This is a genomic window from Nonomuraea sp. NPDC049028 (genome assembly GCF_043197735.1).
In the GTDB taxonomy this organism is placed as follows: domain Bacteria; phylum Actinomycetota; class Actinomycetes; order Streptosporangiales; family Streptosporangiaceae; genus Nonomuraea.
The window spans coordinates 680,326-695,685 of record NZ_JBICTR010000002.1; the positions used below are offsets into that span (position 1 = coordinate 680,326).

Annotated in this window: 12 protein-coding genes and 1 pseudogene; 6 read left to right on the forward strand and 7 right to left on the reverse strand. The window is 69.2% G+C overall.

The genetic code is table 11. From position 1 onward, the window contains the following. The first annotated feature begins 14 nt into the window (after positions 1–14). Together icmF and tpx are read left to right on the forward strand one after the other, a co-directional pair. On the forward strand, positions 15–3,266 hold the full coding sequence (icmF, locus tag ACGFJ2_RS09270; protein ID WP_393466421.1) for a fused isobutyryl-CoA mutase/GTPase IcmF: 3,252 nt from the start codon (positions 15–17) through the stop codon (positions 3,264–3,266). 81 nt (positions 3,267–3,347) lie between these two features. Then, on the forward strand, positions 3,348–3,848 hold the full coding sequence (tpx, locus tag ACGFJ2_RS09275) for a thiol peroxidase (RefSeq protein WP_357942460.1): 501 nt from the start codon (positions 3,348–3,350) through the stop codon (positions 3,846–3,848). 103 nt (positions 3,849–3,951) lie between these two features. Here tpx and ACGFJ2_RS09280 read toward each other — a convergent pair whose 3' ends face one another. Beyond that, positions 3,952–4,755 carry an SAM-dependent methyltransferase gene (locus tag ACGFJ2_RS09280; protein WP_393466424.1) on the reverse strand — a complete coding sequence of 268 codons (804 nt, stop codon included), beginning with the start codon at positions 4,753–4,755 and terminating at the stop codon, positions 3,952–3,954. Between the two features lie 144 nt (positions 4,756–4,899). Between ACGFJ2_RS09280 and ACGFJ2_RS09285 the strand changes: the two genes are divergently transcribed. After that, positions 4,900–5,649: a helical backbone metal receptor gene (locus ACGFJ2_RS09285; RefSeq protein WP_393466427.1), complete on the forward strand. Its 750-nt coding sequence runs from the start codon at positions 4,900–4,902 to the stop codon at positions 5,647–5,649. A gap of 10 nt (positions 5,650–5,659) precedes the next feature. Here the strand turns inward: ACGFJ2_RS09285 and ACGFJ2_RS09290 are convergent, their stop codons facing one another. Genes ACGFJ2_RS09290 through ACGFJ2_RS09305 form a run of 4 tightly spaced genes read right to left on the reverse strand, consistent with a single transcriptional unit; the run spans position 5,660 to position 9,934 of the window. After that, the gene (locus tag ACGFJ2_RS09290; protein ID WP_357942466.1) at positions 5,660–6,820 is read right to left on the reverse strand and encodes an ROK family transcriptional regulator; all 1,161 of its coding nucleotides are present in this window, start codon (positions 6,818–6,820) and stop codon (positions 5,660–5,662) included. Positions 6,821–6,823: 3 nt separating this feature from the next. Further along, positions 6,824–7,669: a carbohydrate ABC transporter permease gene (locus tag ACGFJ2_RS09295; RefSeq protein WP_357942468.1), complete on the reverse strand. Its 846-nt coding sequence runs from the start codon at positions 7,667–7,669 to the stop codon at positions 6,824–6,826. Then, positions 7,656–8,576, reverse strand: coding sequence for a carbohydrate ABC transporter permease (locus ACGFJ2_RS09300; protein WP_393466431.1), 921 nt, complete (start codon positions 8,574–8,576; stop codon positions 7,656–7,658). Before ACGFJ2_RS09300 ends, ACGFJ2_RS09295 begins: the two co-directional genes overlap by 14 nt. Next, positions 8,573–9,934 (reverse strand): ABC transporter substrate-binding protein, encoded by a 1,362-nt coding sequence (locus tag ACGFJ2_RS09305; RefSeq protein ID WP_393466434.1) that lies wholly within the window; start codon positions 9,932–9,934, stop codon positions 8,573–8,575. Before ACGFJ2_RS09305 ends, ACGFJ2_RS09300 begins: the two co-directional genes overlap by 4 nt. A gap of 397 nt (positions 9,935–10,331) precedes the next feature. Between ACGFJ2_RS09305 and ACGFJ2_RS09310 the strand changes: the two genes are divergently transcribed. The 3 genes and pseudogenes from ACGFJ2_RS09310 to ACGFJ2_RS09320 all read left to right on the forward strand — a co-directional run. Continuing rightward, positions 10,332–11,339: a zinc-binding alcohol dehydrogenase gene (locus tag ACGFJ2_RS09310; RefSeq protein WP_393466437.1), complete on the forward strand. Its 1,008-nt coding sequence runs from the start codon at positions 10,332–10,334 to the stop codon at positions 11,337–11,339. Next, positions 11,336–12,121 (forward strand): sugar phosphate isomerase/epimerase family protein, encoded by a 786-nt coding sequence (locus ACGFJ2_RS09315; protein WP_358177923.1) that lies wholly within the window; start codon positions 11,336–11,338, stop codon positions 12,119–12,121. Before ACGFJ2_RS09310 ends, ACGFJ2_RS09315 begins: the two co-directional genes overlap by 4 nt. Then, positions 12,052–13,296, forward strand: a pseudogene (locus ACGFJ2_RS09320) (hypothetical protein); the annotation flags it as partial. The gene ACGFJ2_RS09315 and the pseudogene ACGFJ2_RS09320, both read left to right, overlap by 70 nt. A gap of 9 nt (positions 13,297–13,305) precedes the next feature. Here the strand turns inward: ACGFJ2_RS09320 and ACGFJ2_RS09325 are convergent. Together ACGFJ2_RS09325 and ACGFJ2_RS09330 are read right to left on the reverse strand one after the other, a co-directional pair. Continuing rightward, on the reverse strand, positions 13,306–14,409 hold the full coding sequence (locus ACGFJ2_RS09325) for a zinc-binding alcohol dehydrogenase (protein ID WP_393466440.1): 1,104 nt from the start codon (positions 14,407–14,409) through the stop codon (positions 13,306–13,308). Then, a complete protein-coding gene (locus ACGFJ2_RS09330; protein ID WP_357942481.1) occupies positions 14,402–15,355 on the reverse strand; it encodes a Gfo/Idh/MocA family oxidoreductase in 954 nt (317 codons plus the stop codon). Before ACGFJ2_RS09330 ends, ACGFJ2_RS09325 begins: the two co-directional genes overlap by 8 nt. Positions 15,356–15,360 lie beyond the last annotated feature (5 nt).

The following is a 15,360-nucleotide window of genomic DNA, read 5'->3' on the forward strand; positions in this document are numbered from 1 at the left end:
AGGAGTGATCAGGCGTGCACGTTCCGGCGAACCCTGTCCGTTTCGTGACCGCCGCGGCGCTGTTCGACGGCCATGACGCGGCGATCAACATCATGCGGCGGATCCTCCAGTCGCAGGGGGCGGAGGTCATCCATCTCGGGCACAACCGATCGGTGGACGAGATCGTCACCGCCGCCGTCCAAGAGGACGTCCAGGGTGTGGCGATCAGCTCCTACCAGGGCGGCCACGTGGAGTTCTTCAGCTACCTGGTGGATCTGCTGCGCGAGCGCGGCGCCGGGCATGTGAAGGTCTACGGCGGTGGCGGCGGCGTCATCGTCCAGGACGAGATCGACCTGCTGCACTCCCGCGGCGTCACCCGCATCTTCTCGCCGGAGGACGGCCAGCGGTACGGCCTGCCCGGCATGATCAACAAGCTGATCGAGGAGTGCGACGTCGAGCTGGACGGCGTTCCCTCTGTCGAGGCCGTCGGCTCCGGCGACCAGGCGGCCCTGGCCAGGGCGATCACCCTGATCGAGTCGGGCCGCGCCCCGGCCGAGCTCCTGGACGGCCTGCGCGCCGCTCCCGGCTCAGGCGACAACCGCGCTCCCGTGCTCGGCATCACCGGTACGGGCGGTTCCGGGAAGTCCTCGCTCACCGACGAGCTCGTACACCGCCTGCGCGTTGACAACGACGACAAGCTGCGCGTCGCCATCATCGCGATCGACCCGACCCGCAGGCGCGGCGGGGGAGCACTGCTCGGCGACCGCATCCGGATGAACAGCCTCGGCCCCCAGACCTACTTCCGCTCGCTGGCCACGAGGGGCGCCGCCAACGAGGTCCCCGTCTGCCTCGACGACGTGATCGCCGCCTGCCGGGCCGCCGGATACGACCTGGTCATCGTGGAGACCCCGGGCATCGGGCAGGGTGACGCCGGGATCGTGCCGCATGTGGACGTGCCCATCTATGTCATGACCCCGGAGTTCGGCGCGGCCTCCCAGCTGGAGAAGATCGACATGCTCGACTTCGCCGAGGCCGTCGTGATCAACAAGTACGAGCGGCGCGGCGCCGAGGACGCCCTGCGCGACGTCCGCCGCCAGATGGTGCGCAACCGCGCGGCCTTCGGGGTCGCGCCCGACGACATGCCGGTGTTCGGCACGATCGCCGCCCGCTACAACGACGCCGGTGTCACGGCGCTCTATCACCACCTGAAGGCGCAGCTGGCGGACAAGGGCCTGCGGGCCGGGCCAGGCCTGCTGGCACCGGTGCGCGGCCGTACATCCCAGGTGGCCGCCGCGATCGTCCCCCCGGCGCGCGTCCGCTACCTGGCCGAGATCGCCGAGACCGTCCGCGACTACCACGCGGAGACGCTCGCCCAGGCGGAGGTGGCCCGCCGCCGCCAGCAGCTCTCGGCCGTCCAGGCCCTCCTGGGCAGTGGCGCCACCGGTACGGGCGCCGATGGTACGGGCCGGACCGACGACAGGCTGGCCGAGCTCGCGGCCGGGGCCGAGCGGGAGCTGAGCGACGAGAGCCGCGCGCTGCTCGACGACTGGCCCGCCACCAGGGAGCAGTACTCCGCCGACGAACTGGTCGTGAAGGTACGCGACCGGGAGATCCACACCCCCCTCTGGCGCGAGACCCTCTCGGGCAACCGCATCCCCCGCGTGGCCCTGCCCCGCTACACCGACCACGGCGAGCTGCTCAGGTTCCTGCGTAGCGAGAACCTGCCGGGCCGGTTCCCGTTCACCGCCGGGGTGTTCGCGTTCAAGCGGGACGACGAGGACCCCACCAGGATGTTCGCCGGAGAGGGCGACCCGTTCCGTACCAACAGGCGCTTCAAGCTGCTGTCCGAGGGCCAGCCCGCGACCAGGCTGTCCACCGCGTTCGACTCGGTGACCCTGTACGGCCACGACCCGGACCTGCGGCCCGACATCTACGGCAAGGTAGGCACGTCGGGCGTGTCCATCGCGACGCTGGACGACATGAAGGTGCTCTACGACGGGTTCGACCTGACGAGCCCCAGCACCTCGGTGTCGATGACGATCAACGGCCCGGCCCCGACGATCCTCGCCTTCTTCCTCAACGCCGCGATCGACCAGACCCTCGACCGGTTCGAGGCCGAACACGGGCGCCGGCCGTCCGCGGAGGAGGAGCGCGAGCTGCGCGCGCGAACCCTCGCCACCGTCAGGGGGACCGTGCAGGCGGACATCCTCAAGGAGGACCAGGGCCAGAACACCTGCATCTTCTCCACGGAGTTCTCGCTGCGGATGATGGCCGACATTCAGCAGTGGTTCACCCAAAACAGCGTCCGCAACTTCTACTCGGTGTCGATCTCCGGCTACCACATCGCCGAGGCCGGGGCCAATCCGATCAGCCAGCTCGCCTTCACCCTGGCCAACGGCTTCACCTATGTGGAGGCGTACCTGGCGAGGGGGATGCGGATCGACGACTTCGCGCCGAACCTGTCGTTCTTCTTCTCCAACGGCATGGACCCCGAGTACAGCGTGCTCGGGCGGGTGGCCCGCCGCGTCTGGGCGGTCGCGATGCGGGAGAAGTACGGCGCGGCGGAGCGCTCGCAGAAGCTGAAGTACCACATCCAGACCTCGGGCCGGTCCCTGCACGCCCAGGAGATGGACTTCAACGACATCCGCACCACGCTGCAGGCGCTGATCGCCGTCTACGACAACTGCAACAGCCTGCACACCAACGCCTTCGACGAGGCCGTGACCACGCCGTCGGCCGACTCGGTACGCCGGGCGATGGCGATCCAGCTCATCATCAACCGCGAGTGGGGCCTGGCCCGCAACGAGAACCCGCTCCAAGGCTCGTTCATCATCGACGAGCTCACCGACCTGGTGGAGGAGGCGGTGCTGCAGGAGTTCGAGCGATTGTCGGACCGGGGTGGCGTGCTGGGCGCTATGGAGACCGGCTACCAGCGGGGCAGGATCCAGGACGAGTCGATGCTGTACGAGTCGCGCAAGCACGACGGCTCGCTGCCCATCATCGGCGTCAACACCTTCCGCAACCCGCGCGGCGACGAGCCCCACGAGAAGAAGGTGGAGCTCGCCAGAGGGACCGAGGAGGAGAAGCGGTCCCAGCTCGACCGCCTGCACGCCTTCCATGACCGCAACCGGGCCGAGGCCCCCGTGGCGCTGGCCCGGTTGCGGGACGTCGCCATGACCGATGGCAACGCCTTCGAGGTGTTGATGGAGGCGGCCCGCGTCTGTTCGCTCGGCCAGATCACGGACGCGCTGTTCGAGGCCGGGGGACAGTACCGCCGCAACGTCTGAGTCAGTGGGCGCCGATAGGATTGCGGGTCGGGGTACCACCTGCTGACCGAGGTGGGCACCACCTGCTAACTGGAGGCATTCATGGCAGACGTCACTTTCAAGGGCAACCCAATCACCGTGGGCGGCACGTTCCTCAAGCCCGGCGACCAGGCGCCCGCGTTCCAGCTGGTGGGCGGGGACCTCGCTGACACCACGCTGGCCGGGTTCGGCTCCGCGACCAAGGTGCTCAACATCTTCCCGAGCCTCGACACGGGCGTCTGTGCCGCCTCGGTGCGCAGGTTCAACGAGGTGGCCGCCGCGCACCCCGGCGTCGCGGTGCTGTGCGTCTCGGCCGACCTGCCGTTCGCGCAGAAGCGGTTCTGCGCCGCCGAGGGGCTGGACAACGTGACCATGCTGTCGCTCATGCGGGGCCGCGAGTTCCTGCGCGACTACGGCGTGGCGCAGGAGAGCGGGCCGCTGGCCGGGCTGGCTGCCCGCGCGGTGGTCGTGCTCGATGGCGACAACCGCGTCATCTACTCCGAGCTGGTTCCCGAGATCACCCAGGAGCCCGACTACGAGGGCGCGCTGGGCGCGCTCAAGTAGGCCCGACCAGGCCGTACGCCGGTCCACCCCGGCGCTCGGCCAGGCCGTAAGTCGGGTCGTCCCTGGCGCTCGGCCAAGCCGCACACCGGTCCGCCCCCGGGTCTCAGTTCTTCCTGCCCACCCCGCAGAGGATGAGCGACGACTCGGGGCCGGCCGCGAGGTCGATCAGGTCGGCCTCGTCGGGGCGCCACTGCGGCAGCCAGGTCAGGCCCGGCTCGACCAGCTCGAACCCCGCCCACAGCTCCTCGATCCGCCGGCGGGTACGCAGGGTCAGGGGCGCGCTGGCCCGGCGATAGACCTCTGTGCCCTTGCTGACGGCGGCGGCGCGGGCGTCGCTCGTGCCGTGGGACATGACGACATAGCTGCCGGGGGCCAGCGATTCGCGGATGGCGGCCATGATGCGCAGGGGGTCGTCGGCTTCGCCGATGAAGTGCATGATCGCGACGAGCAGGACGCCCACCGGCTGGTCGAAGTCCAACGCCCCCACCACGTCCGGATTTTTCAGCAGGTCGTGGGGATCGCGGAGATCGCCGTCCACCACGGTGATTCCTTCGCTGCCCGCCAGCAGCGCCCTGGCATGGACCAGGACGACGGGGTCATGGTCGACATAGACCACCCGTGACTCCGGCGCGACCGCTCTGGCCACCTCATGGACGTTGCCCCGCGTCGGCAGACCCGTACCGATGTCGAGGAACTGGGTGACGCCGGCGCCGGTGAGGAAGCGTACGGCACGACCGAGGAAGGCCCGGTTGGCGCGGGCGGCGGTACGGACCTCGGGAGCCACCCGCAGCAGTCGTTCAGCGGCTCGCCGGTCGGCCGGGAAATGATCCTTCCCGCCGAGGTAGTAGTCGTACAGCCGGGCGACGTTGGGCGTGTTCGGGTCGAAGCCCAGCGATTCTCGCTCCACCCAGCGATCCCCCGATCGAGAGTTAACGATCTTTTCTCGGGATTCTACGGATTTGTGACCTGCCTTGGGGCGATATTCCCGCACGCTGGGCGTTAGTTGCCTTTAGTCCCTTTTGTCGTTTGGGTGGCGGTCTAAGGTGCGAGTGTGAGCCTTGATGACACCGGTGTACCCGTCCCCGTTCCTCCGAACGTCCGGCGGATCGTGTCGCTGGTGCCTTCACTCACCGAGTCCGTGGCCGCGACCCTCCCCGAAGCGCTGGTCGGCGCGACCGACTGGTGCTCGCACCCGGCCGACCTGGACGTGGTCAGGGTGCGGGGGACCAAGAACCCCGATCTCGACGCCATCCGGCGGCTCGCCCCCGACGTGGTGCTCGCCAACGCCGAGGAGAACCGGCAGCCGGACGTCGACGCGTTGCGGGCGGCGGGCCTCGCGGTGTGGGTCACCAGGATCGAGACGGTGGACGAGGCGTTCCGGTCGCTCGACCGGATGTTCCGGTACGCCTGCCGCACCGGGCGCCCCGGCTGGCTCGACCGGGCGGAGTCGGTGTGGGCCGAGCCGGTGGAGGTGCGCCGGACGGCGATCATCCCGATCTGGCGGCGGCCGTGGATGGTGGTGGGCCGCGACACGTTCACCGGCGATGTGCTCGCCCGGCTCGGGGTGGGCAACCTTTACGCCGGTCATGCCGAGCGCTATCCCAAGATCCCGCTGGCCGAGCTGGTGGCTCAGGGTGCCGACCTGGTGGTCCTGCCCGACGAGCCCTACGCGTTCAGCGCCGAGGACGGGCCGGAGTCGTTCCCGGGCCACCGGTGCGCGCTGGTGAGCGGACGCGATCTGACCTGGTACGGCCCCTCTCTCGTCCAGGCGCGCGACCGCCTCGTCCGGGACCTGGGCTGACCAGCGGGAGTCAGACGACGTTCGTCGTCGGTGGACTGGCGAAGGCGGCGTCCACGGCGGCGGGGGACAGCACGTGGTCGATGACGATCACCGCGGTCCCCACGATCCCCGCGCGGTCGCCCAGCGTGCTCGTCACGATCTCCAGGTTGCGGGTGGTGAACGGCAGGCTGCGGCGGTACACGCTTTCCCTGATGCCCGTCAGGTAGTGCTCCCTGGTCTCGGCCATGTCGCCGGCCAGCACCAGGACGGAGGGGTTGAGCAGGCTGACCGCCGTGGCGAGGACGATGCCGACCGTGCGGCCGGCCTCCTGGGTGAGGGCGATGGCCGTCGGGTCGCCGGCCTGGACCAGGCGTACGACCTCGCGGCTGGTCTGCCTGCCGAGGTCGGCGGCGAGGGCGTGGCCGCTGGCCAGCGAGGCGACGCAGCCCCGGGAGCCGCAGGTGCAGACGCGGTCGTCGCTCTCGCGCAGGCGGACGTGGCCGATGCTCCCGGCGGCGTCCTCGACGCCGCGGTAGATCCGGCCGTCCAGGACGATGCCGGTGCCGATGCCCGTGGAGACCTTGATGAGGATCAGCGACCGGCTCCGGCGCCAGGAGGACCACCACTCGCCGAAGGCCATCGCGTTGGCGTCGTTCTCGATCAGGATCGGCACGTCGAACGCCTCCCGCAGCGCCTGGCCGATCGGATGGTCGTCCCAGCCGGGCATGAGGAACGACCTGGTCACCCGGCCGGAGGCGTGGTCGACCGAGCCGGGCAGGTCCAGGCCGATGCCGCACACCTGGTCCGAGGTCCGTCCGGAGCGGTCGAGCAGGCGCTGGAACGCCTGGCGTACCCAGGACAGGACGGCCTCGGGGCCGCGGTCGATGCGCAGTTCGGTGTGCTCCTCGACCAGCGACCGGGCCGCGAGGTCGGTCAGCGCCACCCGTACGTGACCGGCGCCCAGGTCGGCCACCAGCACCAGGCGCTTCGTCGCGTCGATGTCGAGCACTGAGGGCGGTCGCCCGCCCCCGGAGATGGCGAAGCCGGACTCGTGGATGTATCCGGCCTCGATCAGCCGGTCCACCCGTTCGGTGATCGTCGAGCGGGACAGCCCGGTGTAGGCGATGAGTTCTTTGCGGGTACGGCAGGTGCCATTGCGGATCAACTGGAGGATCTGCCCTGCCGTCAGCATGGTCTATCCCTTCTCGGCCCCCGCCGTGAGTCCTTCGGTCAGGAGCCGCTCGCCGGCGAAGAACACGATCACGATCGGCAGCGTCAGAACCACCGATCCTGCCATGAGAACCGTCGTCGGGATCTCGATACTGCCCGCCAGCTGGGAGAGCCCCAGTGAGACCGTCCAGCTCTCCCGTTTCTCGACGAGGAAGAGCAGGGCGAACAGGAACTCGTTCCAGGCGATCATGAACGCGTAGAGGCCGGTGGCCATGAGCGCGGGCTTGGACAGCGGGAGCACCACCCGCCAGATGGTCGACAGGCGCGTGCAGCCGTCGATCGCCGCCGCCTCCTCCACGCTCTGCGGCACGGTCTCGAAGTAATTGCGGAGCATGTATACCGTGACAGGCACCGTCTGCGCGCAATAAACCAGGATCAAACCCAGCAGAGACCCGCGAAGTCCGAGCATCGTGAAGAGCACGAACAGCGGGATTGCCAGCACGATCGCCGGAAACAGGTACACGGCCAGGAACACGAAATGCACCTGCCGCCGCCCGAAAAACCGCAGTCTGGCCACAGCGTACGCGCCCGGGATCGAGATCAACAGCGTGACCGCCACCGAGGAGACCGCCACGATGGCGCTGTTGCGCATGAAGGTCAGGAAGCCCTGCCTGGTCAGCACGTTGGCGTAGGTGTCGAAGGTGAAGCTGCGCGGCCAGATCGAGCCGGGGTCCAGGATCAGCTCCTGGATGTCGCGGAAGGACAGTGTCACCATGTAGAAGAACGGGAACGCGGTGATCACGAACAGAAAGAGGATCACCAGCGGCTTCAGCACCCGGAACAACCCGCGCTCAAATCTATCCCTGGTCACGCTCACCTCCCGAGAAGAACCTCAGATACAGGGTCAGGAACACGACCAGGACGACCGCCAGCACGATCGCCTGGGCGGCCGAGGCGCCGATGTCGTCGCGCGCGGTCAGGAAGTTGTAGACGCGCACGCTCACCACCTCCGTGCCGGCCCCGCCGCCGGTGAGCAGGTAGACGTCGTCGAACTTGGTGAAGGTGAACACGAACCGCAGCACCGACAGCAGCGCGATGATCCGCCAGAGCTGCGGCAGGATCACATGCCGGAAGCGCTGCGTCGGCGTGGCACCGTCGACCACGGCCGCCTCGTCCAGTTCGGCCGGCAGCGCCTGCAGCCGGGCCAGGATGAACAGGAAGGCGAACGGGAAATACCGCCACGCCTCGAACGCGATCACGGTGAGCAGCGCCACCGGCACCTGGATGCCGAGAAAGGTGCCCTTGGCCTGGGTGAGGAAGGCGATGGGGGTGCTCAGCCAGGAGTTCACGATGCCGAACTGGGGGTTCAGCATCGTCTCCCACAGGAAGGCCACCGCCACCACCGGCGCCACGTACGGCACCAGGATCGAGGCCCTGACCAACGTGCGACCCCGGAAGCGGTCGCGCAGCGCCAGGGCGGCCACCAGCCCGATCGCGATCGACAGCGCGGTGCCCGCCACCGTGTAGACGAGCGTGTTGACCAGGGAGGTCCAGAATCCCGGCTCGGACATGACGTAGCCGAAGTTCTCCAGCGTGTAGTGCCCGAAGATGCCCACCCGGCGGATGTTGATCAGCCGCGCGTCCTGGAAGGCCAGCATGATCGCCCAGAGCAGCGGCAGCACCACCACGACGAGCGTGATGATCAGCGTCGGGGAGATCAGCGCCAGTCCCGCCCTGCCCTCCTGCTCCCGTAGCGTCCCGCCACGCCGTCCCGTCACTGCCGGATCCCGCGCTTGATGGTCTCCACGTCGGTCTTGGCCCGCACTGCCGCGGCCTCCGGGGTGAGCGAGCCGTCCACGACCGCGCTCAGCGCCTTGGGCACGGGCAGCTCGCCCATCGTGGCTCCGACCAGCTTGCCCTGCCCCTGGGGGATGCCCCAGCGAGCGAAGGTGTCAGGGCTCTCGCGCAGCGCGTCGAGCACCTCGGCGGGGTAGACGTCCGCGAGCGGCTTCTTGGCGTCGACCCCGGCGGGCAGCTTGTTCCACTTGTCCGCGAACCTCTTCCGGATCGGGAACTTGCCCTCAGGCGCCATCCCGATCCACCGCTCGTAGCCCTCGTTCATCATGTACGTGACGAACTGCGCGGCGGCATCCTTGGCGGCGTCCCGGGTGACGGCCCAGGAGACGATCTCCCCGTACTGGGCGGGCGTGCCGTCGGGGCCCTTCAGCGCCGTGACCACGCCGGTGTTCTTGGCCAGCCACTCGGGGTCCGTCCTGCACTCGGCGCAGCTGGGCTTCGCGTCGTTACGCAGCCCGGCCAGCTCGTCCAGGATGAACGACGACCAGATGGTCATCGCCGCCTTGCCGGCGAAGTAGGTGGCCCTGGTGGAGTCGACGTCCTGCTTGCCCTTGACCGAGTAGTCCCTCGCCAGCTTCGCGTAGTACGCGAACGCATTCACGCACTGCAGGGAGGAAAGGGTGACATTTCCGGAATTGTCGACCAGCTGACAGCCGTTGGCCAGCGCCACATGCTCGAAGCTCTGCGCCGTGAACGAGTCCTTCGGCGCGATGGCCAGCGTGATGCCGGCGACCCCACCCGTGTTGAGCTTCGCGGCCGCCGCCTCCAGCGCCTCGTAGGTGTCGGGCCGCTCCAGCCCGGCCTTCTGGAACAGGTCCTTGCGGTAGAGGATCAGCTGCGCCCACGCGTCACTCGGTACGGCCAGCAGCTTCCCGCCCGCGCTGTCGAGCTCCAGGGCCCGCGCCGAGAAGTCGCTCCTGCCCAGCTTGTCGACGACCTGGCCCGGCGTCTCCGTGTCGAGCAGGTCGTTGGCCTCCAGCTCCCTGATGGAGGCCAGGGGGAGGGCCCCGATCACGTCGGGCAGGTCGCCCGCGGCCGCGGCAGACGTGATCACCTGGCTGAACTGGTCCTCGGCCACGCCGACCAGCTTGACCTTGATGCCGGTCTTCTGGGTGAAGTCGGCGATGATCTGGTTCTGCACGGTCATGCGATCGTCGAGGTTCTCCTCGGTCCAGACCGTGATCTCGTTGGCGGCCTTCTTGCTGTCATCGCCACACGCGGCGGTCGAGGCCGCGGCCAGCAGTGCGATGGAGAGGACGGCGACTACCTTCTTCGGCATGGCGCGCTCCTACGTCCGGGGATATGCCGCACTTACCCCCATGTGAGAAGACGCAACTACGTAGGCGATTCCGAGATCCGTCCGTACTCCGTCCGTGTTCCGTCCCGGGCTTTCTGGCGCGTCGATCACGGAAAGCGATCTCCGGGCGGGTTATGTCGGTAAGATCGCTTACCGGAAGACCGTCGGAGAGAAACCCCTAATTCGCTAGTTGCCAGCGGTGGCCGTCATTTGACTTAAGGGTGCCGGGAGAGCAACTATGGTATAGAAACGCCTACTAAACCTTTAAGTTGCGATTGATCATAAAGCGTAAGTGTGGGGAATGCGCGTCATCACCTTTGAAGAGCCAGGCCGTGTCCGCGTCAGCCTGGAGTCGCCCGCCGAGCTTGAACCGGGTTGCGTGCGGGTTCGCACGATCTACTCGGGCGTCTCCGCCGGCACCGAACTGACCGCCTATCGCGGCACAAATCCCTATCTCACCAGAAAGTGGGACACAGAGCAGCGGCTGTTCCTCGACGGCCAGACGCACGCCTACCCGCTGACCGGCTGGGGCTACCAGGAGGTCGGTGAGGTGGTGGAGGCGGCTCCCGATGTCACCGATCCGCCGGTCGGCCACCTGGTCTGGGGCGTCTGGGGTCACCGGGCCGAGGCCGTGGTGCCCGCCGAGAAGCTGGTCGGCCACGTGCTGCCGCCGGGCGCCGATCCGCTGAGCGGTGTCTTCGCCCGCGTGGGCGCCATCGCGCTCAACGCCGTGCACGCCGCCGACGTGCACCTGGGCGACCAGGTCGCGATCTTCGGGCAGGGCGTCATCGGCCTGCTGGCCACCCGCCTCGCCGTGCTGAGCGGCGCCCGGGTGGTGGCCGCCGACGCGATCCCCGCCCGCCTCGAACTCGCCAGGCGTTACGGCGCGACCGAGACGTTCGACATCGCGTCCGGCTCCGTTGCCGAGTTCGTCCGCAAGCGGATCGAGGGCGCCGACACCGCCATCGAGCTGAGCGGCAGCCACCTGGGCCTGCAAGAGGCGATCAGGACCGTCCGCAAGGGCGGCCGGGTCGTGGCCGGCGGCTTCTACCAGGGCGAAGGCATCGGGCTGCGGCTGGGCGAGGAGTTCCACCACAACCAGGTGCAGCTCGTCTCCTCCCAGATCGGCGGCGTCGCCTCCTGGCTGGCCCACCGCTGGGACGTCGAACGCCTGCAGCGCACGTTCATGGACCTCATATACACGGGCGAGGTCGACGTGACCGGCCTGATCAGCCATGTCGTACCCGTCGGCAGCGCTGCCGAGGCCTTCGACCTGCTCGACAAACACCCGTCCGAGGTGCTCCAGCTCGTCTTCGCTTTCGGGGAGGAGCCACCGCAAGAGGAGCCTTGGCGAGAAGAGGCACCGCAAGAGGAGGAGTCACAGTGAAGCTCGCGGCACAGGAGCAGCTGCTGCCCGGCCGTTCCCTGCAGGAGAAGTTCGCGTTCGCGACCGAGGCCGGGTTCGACGCGATCGAGCTGCGCGGGAAGGGGGACTTCCACTTCGCCAACCGCCTGACCGAGCTCAAGCGGGCGCTGGCCGACGGCGTGGTCATGCCGACGGTGTGCGTGGACATGCCGCACTTCATCGGCGACTTCGACCCCGCCAAGCGCACGGACGCGATCCAGCAACTCAGATCGCAGCTCACGGTCATCGCCGAGCTCGGCGGCGTCGGGGTGATGACGCCCGCCTCCTGGGGCCAGTTCTCGCGCCGGCTGCCGCCGTTCGAGCCGCCCCGCAGCGCGGCGGAGGACCGCGAGGTGCTCACCGAGGCGCTGGGGGTGCTCGGCGAGCACGCGCAGCGCAACGGCGTGCTGATCATGCTGGAGCCGCTCAACCGCTACGAGAACCACATGGTCAACACCCTCGCCGACGCCGTGTCGTACTGCTCCATGGACTCCATCAAGGTCGTCGGCGACACCTATCACATGAACATCGAGGAGGACGATCCCTGCCGTTCGCTGATCGAGGCGGCCCCCTACCTCGCGCACATGCAGATCAGCGAGTCCAACCGGAACGAGCCCGGGACCGGCCATCTCGACTGGGGCGCGCAGCTGGCCACGCTCGACGCCCTCGGCTATGACGGCTACCTCGCGCTCGAATGCCGCCTGCGCGGCGAGCCCGAGATCGTTCTGCCGCAGACGGCCGCCTTCATCAGGAAGTTCCTGTGATCCTCCGCGACGCCGTGCGCGTGCTGGTGGCCAACTGGGACGGCAGCTACACGGTTCCCTCCCGGCGTCTCTATCCCCACCAGTGGAGCTGGGACTCCGCCTTCGTCGCGATCGGCAACGCCCGCTGGTCCCCGCGCCGGGCCAGGTCGGAGCTGCTGGCCCTGTTCGGCTCGCAGTGGCGCGACGGCAGGGTGCCGCACATCGCGTTCAACCCCAGGGTGCCCGAGGGGGCCTACTTCCCCGGCCCCGAGTTCTGGCAGTCACGGGCCCCGTCCGGGTCGTCGACCTCCGGCATCGTGCAGCCGCCCGTGCACGCCCTGGCCGTCTGGCGGGTGCACCAGGCCGAGCCGGACCCGACCTTCCTGCGCCGCCTCTATCCCCGGCTGGTGGCGCAGCAGCAATACCTGCGCAACGCGCGGCGCTCTCCCGAGGGGCTGATCTCGATCGTGCACCCGTGGGAGTCGGGCATGGACAACAGCCCGGCCTGGGACGTCCCGCTGGCCGCCGTCGACGCGGGGTCCGTCGCGTTCACGCGCCGGGATCTGGACACCGTCAGCGCCGACGAGCGGCCCACCGACCTGGACTACGAGCGCTACATCGCGCTCGCCCGCGCCTACCGCGACACCGGCTACCGCCGGGCCGGCGCGTTCTGTGTCGAGGACCCGCTGTTCAACGCCGCGTACGGCGTGGCGGAGCTGACCCTGGCGGAGATCGCGAAGGTGTGCGGCGGCGACCCGGAGCCGCACCTGCGCGAGGCCGCCGCGGTCACCGCGGCCATGGTCGAGCACCTCTACGACGACGGCCTGTTCCATGCCCGCGACGTGCTCACCGGCTGCCCGATCCGCTCCAACAGCGCCGCCGGGCTGGTCCCGCTCATGCTGCCCGACCTGCCGCGCGACATCGTCAACGCGCTGATCGGCACGGCGCTCGACCGGTTCGGGCTGAAGGACGGCGTGCTGCCCAGCTTCGCGCCCGCCGCGCCGGAGTTCGACCCGGCGCGTTACTGGCGCGGGCCGAGCTGGATCAATCTGACCTGGCTGGTCTGGCAGGGCCTGCGGGAGCGCCGCCCGGACCTGGCCGACCCGCTGGCCGACGGCATGATCAGGGCGGTCACCGAGTCCGGCTTCCGCGAGTACTTCGACCCGTTCACCCTGCAGGGCCACGGCTGCCGTGATTTCAGCTGGTCAGCCGCGCTCATCCTCGACGTGGTCGCGGAGCACGGCCTGGACGGTATGCCTCCTGCGGGCGGCGAGATCGGCCAGGAGCTGGGGGGCGTCGGCGAAGCCGACGACATCGGTGATCAGGTGCTCGCGTAGCAGCTCGCCCCGCCGCCTGAGCAGCGCGATCGTCTCGTACGACAGCCGCTCCCGGTCCCAGACGTGGGCCAGCCCGCGCGGCACCCGGCCGATCTGGGCGCAGCGCAGCGACAGGCCGTTGTGGTGGAACTCCTCGCCCAGCCGCACCTCGTCGGCGCCGTCGGTGTAGAAGGCCAGGTCGATCACCGTGCCCTGCGGCCTGAGCAGCTTCAGCGCCAGAGCGAGGGCGCGGGGCCTGCCGCGGCACTGGAAGACCACGTCGGCGCCGCGGTCGCTGGGCGCGTGCCGCCAGCGCCGCTTCAGCTCGATGGCCGGGTCCTCGTCGAAGGCCAAAGTCCCGGCGCCGAGCGCCTCGGCGATGTCCAGCCTGGCCGGGGTCTCGTCCACGACCACGACCTCCGCCGCGCCGTACGAGAGGGCGAAGGAGGCGGTCAGCAGGCCGACCACGCCCGCGCCGACGACGGCCACGCGCCGCCCGCGTACCCCGTCACCCAGGTCCGCGACCCCGGGACCGTGCAGGTCGGTGGCCGCGTGCAGCAGCCCGTTCGCGCAGATCGGCCCCATGTGGGCGACGAAGACGCCGAGCATCGGGTCGAGGTCGCCGGGCAGCTCCACGAACCGGTCGTTCATCGGGTCGGCCACGTAGCCGGTGCGGTGCCCGTAGGCCATCGCGACCAGCGCGCCCTCGCGGACGGCCCGGGTGCGCGTCTCGACCACCCGGCCCACCTGCATGTACCCGATGCCGCGCACCGGATAGCCGATCGACGGGGTGCCCTCGGCGAACAGCCCGAGCGCCGGATCCCAGGTCGCGGCCAGGTAAGGGTTGCTGCCCTTGACGTAGGTGAGCTCGGTGCCCGCCGAGATCCCGCTGTACGTGGTGACCACCCGGAACCCGCCCTCGGGCACCGCGCCGAGCTTCTCCCCGACCAGCCTGACCTCGCCGGGCGCCTCTATGCTCAGCACCTCACCCATCGAGCGTCGTCACCGGCTTCCGTGACGCCGCGGACCGCGCCAGGGCCAGCGCGAGCCGGTGGGTCTTCAGCGCCTCCCGGTAGGGCACGCGCACGTCGGCCTCCTTGCCCTGTACGGCGTCGATGAAGGTCCGGTCGACCCGTACCTTCGCGGCCCCGCCGTCCTGGACGGTGGTCTCGCCGTCCACCAGCAGCCGGTCCTCGCTCAGGTCGAGCGAAACGCCCTCGGCGTGCACCTCCAGCCCCGCCCGGTGCTTGCGCGCGAGCAGGCTGGTCGCGGCGAGCAGCCCCGCCGCGCCGCCCGCGAACCGCAGCACCGCCGCCGTGGCCCGGTCGACCTCGCCGTCCGTCTCGTTGTCCGCCGGTACGGCATGCACCATCGTCACCTCGCCCACCAGGACTCTGGCCAGATCGAGGATGTGGATGGCCTGTTCGACCAGCTGGCCGCCCGACATCTCAGGCTTCAGCCACCAACCGACCGGCGGTACCTTGTCCAGCCAGTGGCCCAGCGCCAGCCGTACTGGACGGTCGCCCAGGACTTCGCGTGCCTGGTCAACGATGTCCAGGTAACGCCAATGGTGTCCGACGGCCGAAGGCAGGCCCCGGCGATCAATTTCATCGGCGATCTTTTCCGCTGTCGACAGGTCAAGTGAAAGCGGCTTTTCTACAAAAATCGGCAGATTGCATGCTAGAACATCCTTTTCCGGGTTACCGTGCGCAAAAGGAGGAACACAGACATAGACCGCGTCCAATCCGCCGGCATCCAGAAGGTCGGCATGGCTGCCGTAGGCAGGGGAGCCATGCCGTGCGGCCAGAGCCCCGGCCCTGCGGGGATCTGTGTCGGCGATTCCCGCGATCACCACGTCGGAGAAACCTGACAGGACATCCGCGTGGCGAGCGGCGACATTTCCGGCACCGATGATGCCGACCCGAGTGATGGGGAACACAGACC

What these genes read in the sequence shown, in the direction of transcription:
- tpx (WP_357942460.1), top strand. Translation starts at nt 3,348, where the DNA reads ATGGCAGACGTCACTTTCAAGGGCAACCCAATCACCGTGGGCGGCACG.
- ACGFJ2_RS09290 (WP_357942466.1), bottom strand. Translation starts at nt 6,820, where the DNA reads ATGCTGACGGCAGGGCAGATCCTCCAGTTGATCCGCAATGGCACCTGC.
- ACGFJ2_RS09305 (WP_393466434.1), bottom strand. Translation starts at nt 9,934, where the DNA reads ATGCCGAAGAAGGTAGTCGCCGTCCTCTCCATCGCACTGCTGGCCGCG.
- ACGFJ2_RS09325 (WP_393466440.1), bottom strand. Translation starts at nt 14,409, where the DNA reads ATGGGTGAGGTGCTGAGCATAGAGGCGCCCGGCGAGGTCAGGCTGGTC.